The 14520-nt window shown below is 68.7% G+C and carries 2 protein-coding genes; both read right to left on the reverse strand.

Features of this window, described 5'->3' with window-relative positions; genetic code table 11:
• A partial coding sequence (locus C8258_RS21375) for a type I polyketide synthase (RefSeq protein WP_146161300.1) occupies positions 1-4745 on the reverse strand: 4745 nt, incomplete at its 3' end.
• Positions 4746-4747: 2 nt separating this feature from the next.
• Positions 4748-14479, reverse strand: a complete 9732-nt coding sequence (locus C8258_RS21380) for a type I polyketide synthase (RefSeq protein WP_106956743.1) — start codon at positions 14477-14479, stop codon at positions 4748-4750.
• Positions 14480-14520: the final 41 nt, after the last annotated feature.

Consider the following 14520-nt stretch of genomic DNA (forward strand, 5'->3'; position numbering starts at 1 on the left):
TCCCACAGGCCGAAATCTATGGCGGTCGCGGGCAGACCCGCGGCACGACGATGAACAGCCAACGCATCCAGAAACACGTTCGCCGCAGCATAATTCGCCTGACCCGCCGCCAGCACCAAACCACCAGCCGACGACACCAACACGAACAACGACAACGACCGCTCACACGTCAACTCATGCAGAAACCACGCCGCATCCACCTTCGGCGCGAACACCGAATCAACACGCTCCGCCGTAATCGACTCCACCACACCGTTATCCGCAGCACCCGCCGCATGCACCACACCCACCAACGGAAACTCACCCGAAATACCGTCGACCAACTCGGACAACGCGTCACGATCCGACACATCACAGGCAACAACACGCACCCGCGCACCGAGCTCTTCCAACTCCTCACACAACCGCCCAGCACCAGGCGCAGCCGAACCCCGACGCGACGCCAAAAGAAGATGCGTCACACCGTGATTCACCACCAGATGCCGAGCCAGCAACGCACCCAGACCACCCGTCCCGCCGGTCACCAACACCGTGCCCGGCTGTAGGCGAACCGCGTCGCCGGCAGGGTGACGGGTCAAGCGCGGCACCGTGACGACCGCACCACGCACGGCGACCTCGGGCTCCCCCGGGACAGCGGCGGACAGCGACGCCACAGCCAATGGCTCGCGAGTCTCGTCGGAGCCGTCCGGGTCGTCCAGGTCGAGCAGGTGGAATCGATCCGGATGTTCGGCCTGCGCGGCCCGGACCAGCCCCCACACCGGCGCCTGCGCCAGATCCACCGTCTCCGAATCATTCACGGCCACAGCGTTTCTGGTGACGACGACCAAGCGTGACGCGGTGAAACGCGGATCGCTCAGCCACCGCTGCACGGTGTCGAGAACGCCGGTGACGACCTGCCGGGCCGCGGTCGGCGGCGCGCCCTCGCCCCGAGGACATTCGACGACGACGATCTGCGGAACGACCGGTTCCGTGGCCGCGTCCAGATCGGCGATCAACGCCTCGAGGTCGCGGTATCCGCGTATCTCCCCCGGATCGCGACCGGCGCCCAGCACCGCCACCCGGTTCGGGTCGAGGGGCACCGGCACACTCGGAACCGCGATCCACTCCACACCGAACAGATCCTGCGACACCCGGTTCGCGTCGAGATGCCGGGCCGTCACCGGGCGGGATACGAGGGCGGCCACCGACAGGACCGGTTCGCCCTGCGCATCGGCGATCCGCACGCCGAACTTCTCACCGTCCACAACGATCCGGACGCGCACCACCTCGGCCCCGGCCGCATGCAACGCCACGTTGTTCCAGGTGAACGGCAACGCCGGGGAGGTACCCCCTTCGCTGCGCAGGCCGTGCACGATCCGCACGTGCAGTGCGGCGTCGAACAGGGCCGGGTGGATGCCGAAGCTTCCGGCCTCCGCGGAGTCGGGCAGCGCGACCTCGGCGAACAGTTCGTTCCCGCGCTGCCATGCCGCTCGCAGACCTCGAAACGCGGGTCCGTAGCCGTAGCCGAGGTCGAGCAGTTCGTCGTAGACGCCGTCGATATCCAGCGGCCGCGCTCCGCTGGGCGGCCACGACCGGAGATCGAAATCGGGGACGACCCCACCCGTGGCGAGAGTGCCTTCGGCATGAATCACCCACGGTTCGTCCGTGGAGGGCCGCGAATGGATACTCAGTCGCCGCCGACCGGTGTCGTCGGCGGCGGCCACCACCACCTGCACCGACACACCGCCCTGGGCGGGCAGCGTCAACGGCGTGTGCAGCACGAGTTCTTCCAGCACATCGCAGCCCAGCAGGCCGCCGACGTGACCCGCGAGTTCGACGAATCCGGTGCCGGGCAGCAGGACCACGCCGAATACGCTGTGGTCGGCCAGCCACTCGACGGAATCCACCGTCCAGCGGCCGGTGAAGCTCACTCCGCCCGATTCCGGATGCGGTACGGCGGCGCCGAGCAGGGGATGTGACACGGCGTCGAGGCCGACGGCGGTGACCCCGCCCAGTTCGGCTCCCAGCCACGATTGCGCCAGCACCTGCCGCACGTCGAGCCAGAAGCGTTCGTGCCGGAAGGCGTAGGTGGGCAGGTCGATGCGCCGAGCTCCGGTCCCGGTGTACCAACCGGCCCAGTCGACATCGGCGCCGGTGACGAACAACCCGGCGACACCGGCCGACACTGTCGCGGCATCGGTACGGTCGCGGCGCGCCAATGCCACTACCGCCGGTGCACCGGTACGGGTGTCCTCGAGGCTCTGGGTGACCATGGGGGCCAGCACCGCATCCGGCCCGACCTCGGCGAAACGGGACACCCCCAACTCCGCCATCGCCGCCACCGCATCGGCGAACCGCACCGAATCCCGAACCTGATTCACCCAGTAGGACGGGTCGCACATGTCATCGGTCACCCTGGTACCGGTCACCGTCGATATCACAGCCACGCGCGGCCGCTCGAACACCACAGTGCTTATCGCCGAGGCGAACTCGGTGAGCATCGGCTCCATCAACGCCGAATGGAACGCGTGCGAGACGCGCAATCGCTTCGTCCGCCAACCACGACCGGAGCACATATCGGCCACCGCCAGCACATCGGCTTCGACACCGGACAGCACCACCGAGGACGGACCGTTCACCGCGGCGATCGACACCCCCGCGCTCAGCAGCGGCAATACGTCGGCCTCCGACGCACCCACCGCGACCATCGCCCCACCCGCAGGCAGCGCCTGCATCAGGCGACCACGCGCTCCCACCAGCACACACGCGTCCTCGAGGGACAACACACCCGCGATATGGGCGGCGGCAACCTCACCGATCGAATGACCCGCCACCACATCCGCACGGAACCCCCACGACTCGAGCAGCCGATACAACGCCACCTCGAACGCGAACAACCCCGCCTGCGCGAACACCGTCCGGTCGACCAGATCTTCGTCCGCCAACGCCTCCACCAGCGAAACAGTCTGTCCCAGAGCCGGATCCAACTCGGCCACAATGCGGTCGAAATGCTCGGCGAACACCGGATACACGCGCAGCCCGGCAGCCATCCCCGCCCACTGCGCACCCTGACCCGAGAACACCACACCCGTCGAACCCGGCACCACCCGACCCGACACCACACCGGACACCGACTCGCCCGCCGCCAGCGCACGCACTCCCGCGAGCAGATCCTCGCGGCCGCCGGCCAGCACGACGGCACGATGCTCGAAGACGGCACGCGTGGACGCCAGCGAGAAGCCGACATCGAGCGGATCCTGTTCTTCCGCAGCCGATTCCGGATTTCCGATGTGGGCCGCCAGGCGTGTGGCCTGATCCGCGAGTGCCGGACCACTGCGCGCCGAAATCACCCACGGCAGCAACCCGCCCACGGGTGCGGTCCCCGACGCCGGCTCGGCCACCGTGTCGGTCGCCGGTGCTTGTTCGACGATCACGTGCGCGTTGGTGCCGCTGATCCCGAACGAGGACACACCCGCGCGCCGCGGCCGATCCACCTCCGGCCACGGCACCGGCTCGGTCAGCAACTCGATACTGCCTTGCGCCCAATCGACCTTCGTACTCGGCCGATCCACATGCAGAGTCCTCGGCAACACACCGTGACGCATCGCCATGACCATCTTGATCACACCACCCACACCCGCAGCGGCTTGAGCGTGACCGATATTGGACTTGAGCGACCCCAACCAGAGGGGACTGCCGGCGTCCCGGCCCTGGCCGTAAGTGGCGAGCAGCGCCTGGGCCTCGATCGGATCACCCAAAGTCGTTCCGGTGCCGTGCGCTTCGACCGCATCCACATCCGTCGGCGACAGCCCCGCATTGGCCAGGGCCTGCCGGATCACCCGCCGCTGCGAGGGACCGTTGGGCGCCGTCAAACCATTGGACGCACCGTCCTGATTCACCGCCGAACCGGCGATGACCGCGAGAATTCGATGGCCGTTGCGCTGCGCATCGGAAAGGCGTTCCAAGACGAGAACTCCGACGCCCTCGGACCAGCCCACACCGTCGGCCGCGTCCGCGAACGACTTGCACCGGCCGTCCGGAGCCAAGCCGCGCTGGCGGCTGAATTCCACGAAGGTCTCCGGTGTCGCCATCAGCGTCACACCGCCGGCCAGCGCCAGATCGCATTCCCCGGACCGCAGCGATCCCGCGGCCAGATGCATCGCGACCAGCGACGACGAACACGCCGTATCGACCGTGACCGACGGGCCCTCGAAGCCGAACACATACGACACCCGGCCCGACGCAATGGATCCCGCATTCGCGTTGGCCGGATAGTCGTGATACATCATGCCGGTGAAGACGCCGGTCGCGCTGCCGCGCAGCGACCCCGCGTCCACACCGGAGCGCTCCAGAGCTTCCCACGACGTCTCCAACAGCAAGAACTGCTGCGGATCCATCATCGCGGCCTCGTTGGGGCTGATGCCGAAGAACGCGGGATCGAATTCACCGGCCGAATGCAGGAAACCACCCTCGCGGGTGTAGGTGCTGCCCGGCGTTTCCCCGGTCCGATCGTAGAGTCGCTCGACGTCCCACCCGCGATTCACCGGGAACTGCGAGGTGGCGTCGCCCCCCTCGGCTACCAGCCGCCACAGATCCTCCGGCGAATCCACCCCGCCCGGATACCGGCACGCCATTCCGACGATCGCGATCGGCTCCCGGAGGGCCGCGTCGAGTTTGCGATTGCGCGCCCGCAATCGCTCGGTTTCCTTGAGCGAGACCCGCAGCGCCTGCGCCAGCTTCTGCGTCTTGTCATCGGGATTCGTCATTCTCAGTCCTCTGATGAGCCGTTGTAGGCCAGGTCGATCAGGTCGTCGATGTCCAATTCGTCGATGGACTCGTCCACGACGCCTCGATCGGTGTCGTCTGTTTCAGCACGCGGTGTGTCACCGTCGCGCGCGAGTTCCAGGAGCGCGTCCAGCAGCCCCGCCGCCCGGAGCCGGGAGAGCGGGATCGTCCGAAGTGCCTGCCGAATCTCGTTCTCCGGCAATGTGTCCGGCTCATTCAGGTCGTTCTCGGTGAGCATTTCGACGAGATGGCCCGCGAGTGCCTGTGGCGTCGGATAGTCGAAAACGAGGGTCGCGGGCAGCGGCAGGCCCGTGACGGTTTTCAGGACGTTGCGGAACTCCACGGCGGTGACCGAGTCGAATCCCAGCTCGTTGAACGCCTTGTCCACATCCACGGCATTCGCGTGGGCGTGGCCCAGAATCGCTGCCACCTGCCCGCGCACGATCTCCACCAGCACGGCGGGACGTTCGTGGTCCGGGGTGTCGGCCACGCGGGCACGCAGTGCCGCGGCCGCACCCGACGCCGCGGTGCGTCGCTGCGGGACCAGGTCGGCGAACAGCGGTGGGACAGTTTCCGCACCGCGCAACGCATCCAGATCCAACCGGGCCAGCACCAGCGTCGCGGCATCGATGCGCGTGGCGGCATCGAACAGGGCGAGGCCGTGTTCGGCCGCCAGCGGCAGCACACCGGAGCGAGCTATCCGTTGCCGTGCGGCGGCATCGAGTTCGGCGGCCATACCGCCCTCGGCCTCCCACAGACCCCAGGCGAGGGATTGCCCGCACCGGCCGGATGCCCGCCGCTGCGCGGCCAGCGCATCCAGGCAGGCGTTGGCCGCGGCGTAGTTCCCCTGCCCGGCATTGCCGAATGGTCCTGCCACCGAACCGAACAGGACGAACGCCTTCAGCGGGAGGTCGCGGGTCAGGTCGTGCAACTGCAGGGCGGCGTCGACCTTGGGGCGCAGCACCGCGTCCAACCGGTCGGGGGTGAGCGAACCGATCGCACCGTCGTCGAGCACACCGGCCAGATGGAAGACGCCGGTCACCGGATGATCGGCCGGAACCGTGGACAATGCCGCGGCCAGGGCATCGCGGTCGGCGGCGTCACAGGCGGCGAAGTCGACTCGGGCCCCGAGGTTCTCCAGCTCGGCACGCAATGTCGTTGCGCCGGGGGCGGATTCACCCCGGCGGCTCAGCAGCAGCAGCCGGCGCGCACCGCGCGCGGTGACCAGGTGCCGGGCGAACAGGCCGCCGAGGTACCCGCTCGCACCCGTGACCAGAACGGTGTCGTCGGCGGTGAAGGGTTCGTCCGGGACAGTCGCCGCCGTGGGTGGGACTCGGGTCAGGCGGCCGGCGTAGGCCTGTCCGGCGCGGACGGCGATCTGTGGTTCGCCCGCGGCCACCACCCCGCCCGGCACGCCGGAGTCGGTATCGAGCAGGACGATCCGGCCCGGATGTTCGGTCTGCGCGGAACGTACCAGACCGCCCACCGCGGCGCCCGCGAGGTTCGTGATCGCCTCGCCCGCAACCGATATCGCGCCGCCGGTGCGGACCACCAGCACCGAATCGGCGAAGCGGGAGTCGGTCGTCCACGCCTGGAGGACGTGCAGCGCCTCATGCGTCGCCGCACGGACGGCGGTGGGATCGTCACCGGCCGGGCAGTCCCACACGACGAGGCCGGGGACGTCGTCGCCCAGCTCTGCCCATCGGGCCGTGGTCACCTCGGCATCGGGGAGCGCCACCGGTGTCCACCCGACCTCGAACAACGCATTCCGACCGGCGGCTCCCCCGGCGGTGAGCCGGGCCGGATCGATCGGCCGAGACGCGAGGTGCCGGACCGACGCCACGGGCATACCCGTCGAATCGGCGAGGTCCAGCGCGACGCCGTGGTCACCCTCCGGAGTGAGCCGGACCCGCAGCGAATCGCCCCCGCCCGCGTACACGGTGACGCCCGACCATTCGAACGGCAGTGCGATTTCCGTCGTGGGCATATCCGATGCCGAACGCACGGCGTGCAGCGCCGCATCGAGCAGTGCGGGATGCAGCCCGAATCCGGCCGCGTCGGCGCGCACGGATTCCGGCACCGCCACCTCGGCGTAGATTCCGCCGTCCTCGCCGCGCCAGACCGCGGTCAATGCCTGGAATACGGGCCCGTATCGGTAGCCCAGGGCATCGAGTGCGTCGTACACACCGTCGATGTCGACCGCAGTGGTGCCCGCCGGGGGCCAGGAGATCAGGTCGAAATCAGGCGCCGTGCCGGCTTGTGCGACAACGCCTTCGGCGTGCAGCGTCCAGGAGGGTACGGAATCGACCTCCCCGTCGGGGCAGGAGAAGATCCGCACGGCGCGGTGTCCGGTCTCGTCCGGTTCACCGACCGCCACGCGGATCGCGACGCCACCGGTCTCGGGTAGCGCCAGGGGCGCCCGGAGCACCAGCTCGTCGAGAGTAGGGCAGCCGACCTGCTCGCCGGCGTGCCGCGCGAGTTCGACGAATCCGGTGCCGGGAAACAACACCGTATCCATCACCCGGTGATCGGCCAGCCACGGCTGGGTCGGCACCGAGAGACGACCGCTGAGGGTGACGGCGCCGGAGTCGGGCTGCGACACCATCGCCGACAGCAAGGGATGTCCGGTGTCGACGAATCCCAGTGCCCGAGCACCACCGTCAGCGGCAGTGGTCCCGGCGTTCACCCAGTACCGCTGATGCTGAAAAGCATAGGTGGGCAGCTCGATTCGCCGGCTTCCGGTGCCGGCGTAGAGCCCGGCCCAGTTCACCTCGGCGCCGGTGACGAACAGCCCGGCCACACCGGCGATCACGCTCGTGGCATCGGCCCGGCCCCGATGCGCCAACGCCACCACGGCCGGGGCGTGGGGTGCTGCTCGTCCGTCCAGAGTCTGATCGACCATCGGATACAGCACGGCGTCCGGCCCGATTTCGGCGAAGCGGGACACTCCCATATCCGCCATGGCGGTCACCGCGTCGGCGAATCGGACCGCGTCGCGAACCTGCCCCACCCAGTACGCCGGATCGCACATCTCATCCACGACCTGCCTACCGGTCACGGTCGACACCAGTAGGACGGCGGGACGCGCGAACATGAGAGCCGCTATCGCCGAAGCGAATTCGCTGAGCATGGGTTCCATCAGCGACGAATGGAACGCATGGGAGACGCGCAGCCGTTTCGTCCGCCATCCGCGCTCGGCGCTCGCCTCGAGCACGGCGGTGACAGCGGCTTCGGCGCCGGACAGCACCACCGACGCGGGGCCGTTCACCGCGGCGATCGACACGCCCGCGCCCAGCAGCGGCAATACGTCGGCCTCCGACGCACCCACCGCGACCATCGCCCCACCGGCGGGCAACGCCTGCATCAGACGCCCGCGCGCGGCCACCAGCACACAGGCATCCTCGAGGGACAACACACCCGCGATGTGCGCGGCGGCGACCTCACCGATCGAATGACCGGCCACCACATCCGCACGCATACCCCACGACTCCAGAAGCCGGTAGAGCGCCACCTCGAACGCGAACAACCCCGCCTGCGCGAATACCGTGTGGTCGACCAGGTCATCGTCCGTCAGTGCGGCGGACAGCGAAACCTGCTGTCCCAGAGACGGTTCCAGCTCGCTCAAGATCGCGTCGAAGTGCTCGGCGAATACCGGGTAGGCACGGTGCAGTTCGGCGGCCATCCCGGCCCACTGCGCCCCCTGCCCCGAGAACACCATGCCGGTCGTCCCCGGCATCGCTCGGCTCGACACCACACCCGGGCCCGGCTCGCCGCGCCCCAGCGCTCGGATTCCGGCCCGCAGGGCGTCGCGCTCGGCCGATACGACCACCGCACGGTGGTCGAACATCGCTCTCGTCGCCAAGGAGAAGCCGATGTCGGCCGGATCATGTTCACGGGCGGCGAGATGTGATGCCAGCCGCCGGGCCTGGTCGGCGAGCGCCACACCGGTGCGCGCAGTCACCACCCACGGCAGTACGGCATCGGCCGGCACCGTCGTTACCGGTCGCGAACCGGTGTCCGGGGCCTGTTCGAGAATGACGTGCGCGTTGGTGCCGCTGATTCCGAACGAGGACACACCCGCGCGACGCGGGCGACCCACCTCCGGCCACTCGACCGGGTCGGTCAGCAACTCGATACTGCCTTGGGACCAGTCGACCTTCGTACTCGGCCGGTCGACATGCAACGTCTTCGGCAGCACGCCGTGGCGCATGGCCATGACCATCTTGATCACACCACCCACACCGGCAGCAGCCTGGGCATGACCGATATTCGACTTGAGCGACCCCAACCACAACGGCCGATCCGCAGCACGATCCTGACCGTAGGTGGCAAGCAACGCCTGAGCCTCGATCGGATCACCCAACGTCGTACCCGTACCGTGCGCCTCGACCGCATCCACATCCACCGGAGACAGACCCGCATTGGCCAACGCCTGCCGGATCACCCGCCGCTGCGACGGACCGTTCGGCGCCGTCAAACCATTCGACGCACCATCCTGATTCACCGCCGAACCCGCGATGAGCGCCAGCACCTGATGGCCGTTGCGCTGCGCATCGGACAGCCGTTCCAGCACGAGCACACCCACACCCTCAGCCCAGCCAACACCATCGGCCGCATCCGCGAACGACCTACACCGGCCATCGGGCGACAACCCGCGCTGACGACTGAACTCCACGAACGTCTCCGGCGTCGCCATCACCGTCACACCACCGGCCAACGCCAGATCACACTCACCGGACCGCAACGACTGCGCGGCCAGATGCATCGCCACCAGCGACGACGAACACGCCGTATCGACTGTCACGGCAGGGCCTTCGAAGCCGAACACATACGACACCCGGCCGGACGCAATGGATCCCGAGTTCGCACTGCCGGGGTAGTCGTGAAACGACATTCCGGCGAACACCCCGGTGGAGCTGCCCCGGAGCGAGGCCATATCGACACCCGATCGCTCCAGCGCCTCCCACGAGGTTTCGAGCAGCAACCGTTGCTGCGGATCCATCGCCCTGGCTTCATTGGGACTGATCCCGAAGAACTCGGCATCGAAATCGGCTGCCGTATAGAGGAATCCGCCGGTGCGGGCGTATGTCTTGCCCGGCGTGCCCGGCTCCGGGTCGTAGAGGGATTCGATATCCCAGCCGCGATCGACCGGCAGGTCGCCGTTGGTATCGACGCCGTCCGCCACCAGTCGCCACAGATCCTCGGGTGCGGACACCCCACCGGGATAGCGGCAACTCATCGCCACGATCGCGATCGGATCGTCGCCGGCGCGAGGGCGATCGGCTACGGTCTCGTCGACGCCGACGACGCCGGTCAGCTCCGCGGCGAGGAATCGGGCCACGACATGCGGGGTCGGATAGTCGAAGACGAGCGTGGCCGGGAGGTGCAGGCCGACCGCGGAACCGAGCTTCTTGCGCAATTCGACGCCGCCGAGAGAATCGACACCCAACTGCTGGAACGTGCGCCGCGGATCGACCTCGTCCGCCGACGTGTGCCCGAGAACTTCGGCGGTCACCGATCGAACGAGGTCGAGTGCCGCCGGCTCATCCACCGGAGCTCCACCCGCGATGCGGGCCGGCGCCCGGTCGCGAGCGGACGAGGGAGCGATGTCCCGTAGTAGTGCCGGAAGTTCGTCGCCGCGGTCGCGGAGGGCCGCCGTATCGATCCGCGCCGCCACCACCTGAGCGGAGTCGGTGGTGATCGCCAGATCGAACAACGCCAGCCCCTCGGCCACGGTCAGCGGGGGCAGACCCTGCCGCCGAATCCGCGCGACATCCCCGTCCGACAGTAGTGCGCCCAGGCCGGTCGCTTCCCACAGGCCGAAATCTATGGCGGTCGCGGGCAGACCCGCGGCACGACGATGAACAGCCAACGCATCCAGAAACACGTTCGCCGCAGCATAATTCGCCTGACCCGCCGCCAGCACCAAACCACCAGCCGACGACACCAACACGAACAACGACAACGACCGCTCACACGTCAACTCATGCAGAAACCACGCCGCATCCACCTTCGGCGCGAACACCGAATCAACACGCTCCGCCGTAATCGACTCCACCACACCGTTATCCGCAGCACCCGCCGCATGCACCACACCCACCAACGGAAACTCACCCGAAATACCGTCGACCAACTCGGACAACGCGTCACGATCCGACACATCACAGGCGACAACACGCACCCGCGCACCCAACGCCACCAGCTCATCACGCAACCGCTCGGCACCAGGCGCAGCCGAACCCCGACGCGACGCCAGAACAAGATGCGTCACACCGTGATTCACCACCAGATGCCGAGCCAGCAACGCACCCAGACCACCCGTCCCACCGGTCACCAACACCGTGCCCGATCCGAGCGCCCGGACCACCGTCGCCGCATCGTGGCGACGCAGCCGCGGAACCGACAGAGCTTCGCCCCGCAGCGCGATCTCGGGTTCTCCGCCCGTCGAAAAGGCGTATGTCGCAACTCTTCTCGCGCTCTGTTCCCAGACATCGTGATCCACGTCGAGAAGCTGGAAGCGGCCCGGATGCTCGGCCCGCGCGGCCCGCACCACACCCCACACCGGCGCCTGCGCGAGATTCACCGGGTCGGACGCATCGACGGAGACGGCACGGTCGGTCACCACGACCAGCCGCGAGCCGGTGAGCCGCGCATCGCGCAACCACAGGTGCACCGTCTCGAGCAGCTCGGCGACGATCCGCCGAGCCGCGAGCGGCGGCGCTCCCTCGAACGTCGGGCACTTCCACAACACGATGTCCGGGACGGCGGACTCGGCCGCGGCATCCAGGTCGGCGATCAGCGCCGCCGCATCGGGGTAACTCCGCACGTCCGCCGCGTTCCAGCCCACCACCGCGATGCGTTCCGGATCGACGGTGCGTGTCGAGCGCGCGGCAGCGGTCCACTCGACGCGCAGGAGCGATTCGGGGATCCCGTCGAGATTCCCGACCGGAGCAGCTGCGCCCACACCGGCTGGGCCACGGGAGGTTTCGAGCCAGAAGTGCCGGCGGTCGAAGGCATAGGTCGGCAGTTCCACCTGCCGCGGGTTCCGCCCGGTGAAGATCTCATTCCAGCGCACCGGCACTCCCCGGACGAACAGCCGTGCCGCGGCGGCCAGGATGTCGGCGGGTTCGTCCCGGTCGGCACGCAGTACGGGCACCGTGGCCGCGCCCTCGGGCAGGCAGTCGGCCGCGGCCGCGGACAGGACCGCGTCCGGCCCCACCTCGAGGAAGGTGTCCACGCCCTGCGCCCAGGCCGCGGCCGCGGCGTCGGCGAACCGGACGGGCAGGCGCACCTGATCGACCCAGTATCGCGGCGAGCACCACAGCTCGGGATCGGCCATCGCGCCGGTCACCGTGGAGATCACCGGAATTCGCGGCGGGTCGAACCGCAGGGTCTCGACCACCTCGGCGAAACGCTCCAGCATCGGTTCCATGAGTGCGGAGTGGAACGCATGACCGACACGCAACCGTTTGACGCGCCGCCCACGCGCTCGCAGGAGCTCGGCGAGTTCGTCCACGCGCTCCGCGTGGCCCGAGATCACTACTGCCGCAGGCCCGTTCACCGCGGCCACGTCCACGCCGTCCAGACCGTCGAGCAGTTCGGCGACCTCGGAAGCACCGGCCTGTACCGCGAGCATCGCTCCGCCGGAGGGCAATTCCTGCATCAACCGTCCGCGCGCCGCCACCAGCGCGCAGGCGTCGGACAGGTTCAGCACACCGGCCACGTGCGCGGCGGCGATCTCACCGATCGAATGCCCGAACACGACCTCCGGTGTGACACCCCATGTTTCGAGGAGCCGATGCAGCGCCACCTCGACCGCGAACAGCGCCGGCTGGGTCAGCCAGGTCCGGTCCAGGTCGGTTCCGGAGTCGATCGCCTCGCGCAACGAGCATCCGAGCAGCGGATCCAGGTGGGCGCAGATTTGGTCGAACACCTCCGCGAATGCAGGGAATCGCTGATACAGCTGCTGGCCCATCGCGGTCCGCTGCGATCCCTGACCGGCGAACATGACGGCCACCCGCGCCGGCTCCGCGACGCCGGTGGCGATTCCGGAACCCGGCTCACCGGCGGCCACCGTGGCCAGGCGACGCAGCATCGAGGCGTGGTCGTCTCCCAGCACCACGGCGCGATGGTCGAAGACCGCGCGGGTCGAGACCAGGGAATACGCCACATCGGCCACCGACAGGGCGGGATCGGCGATCAGGAATTCGCGCAGGCGCTCGGCCTGTGCCCGCAACGAGGTCTCCGACTTCGCCGACAGCACCCACGGAAATGCCTCGGCGACACCGCTTTCCGGGCCCACATCAGCGGCCTCGGCGGATTCGTCGGTGGCCGCCTGTTCGAGGATCACGTGCGCGTTGGTGCCGCTGATACCGAACGAGGACACCGCGGCCCGGCGGGGCCGGTCCGGTTCGGCCGGCCAATCCCGGCGCTCGGTGAGCAGTTCGACGGCACCGGCCGACCAGTCCACGCGGGGTGTCGGCTCGTCGACGTGCAGGGTGGGCGGCATCGCGCCGTGCCGCATGGACATGATCATCTTGAGTACGCCGCCCACACCCGCCGCGGCCACCGAGTGACCGATATTGGATTTCAGCGAGCCCAGCCACAGCGGACGGTCCGGCTCGCGGCCCTGCCCGTAGGTCGACAACAGAGCCTGTGCCTCGATCGGGTCACCCAGTACGGTGCCGGTGCCGTGTGCCTCCACCACGTCGACGTCGCCGGGCGACAGTCGCGCATCGGCCAGCGCCGCGCGGATCACCCGCTGCTGCGCGGGACCGTTCGGCACGGTCAGGCCGTTGGACGCACCGTCCTGATTGATCGCCGTGCCCCGGATCACCGCCCACACCCGATGCCCGCGCTGTCGCGCATCCGACAGTCGTTCCAGCACCAGCATTCCCGCGCCTTCGGACCAGCCGGTGCCGTCCGCGGCCGCCGCGAACGACTTGCACCGTCCGTCCGGCGCGAGCCCTCGCTGCCGGGAGAACTCCACGAACATTCCGGGTGAGCCCATGACCGTCACACCGCCCGCCAGCGCCATCGCGCACTCCCCCGAGCGCAACGCCTGTACCGCCAGATGCACCGCGACCAGCGACGAGGAACACGCGGTGTCCACCGAGACCGCCGGGCCCTCCAGCCCCAGGGCATAGGCCACGCGGCCGGAGACGACGCTGCCGGTGGTACCGGTCAGCAGGTAGCCGCGCAGGTCCACCGGGCCGTCGTGCAGCAGATCGGCATACTCTCCGTTCGCCGCGCCGGCGAAGACGCCGGTGTCGCTGCCCCGCACCGTCGACGGGTCGATACCGGCGCGTTCCAGCGCCTCCCACGACGTCTCCAGCAGAAGTCGCTGCTGCGGGTCCATCGCCAACGCCTCACGCGGCCCGATCCCGAAGAATTCGGCGTCGAATTCCGCCGCGTCGTAGAGGAATCCACCCGATCGGGTGTACGACTTCCCGCGCGCCTCGGGGTCCGGATCGTAGAGGCCGTCCACATCCCAGCCGCGATCGACCGGGAAGTCGCCGATCGCGTCGACACCGTCCGACACCAGGCGCCACAGATCCTCCGGAGACGCCACCCCGCCCGGAAAGCGACAGCCCGCACCCACCACCGCGATGGGTTCGGATTTCCGATCCTCTATCTCTCGCAGGCGTTGACGGGTGTGGCGAAGTTCGACGGTCAGCCGCTTCAGGTAATCGAGGTGCTTGGTGTCGTCGGCCATCTGAATAACCCAGAATCTTTCTACGCTAACGGAATTCGAGC

It is taken from the genome of Nocardia sp. MDA0666 (assembly GCF_003023875.1).
Taxonomy (GTDB): Bacteria; Actinomycetota; Actinomycetes; order Mycobacteriales; family Mycobacteriaceae; genus Nocardia; species Nocardia aobensis.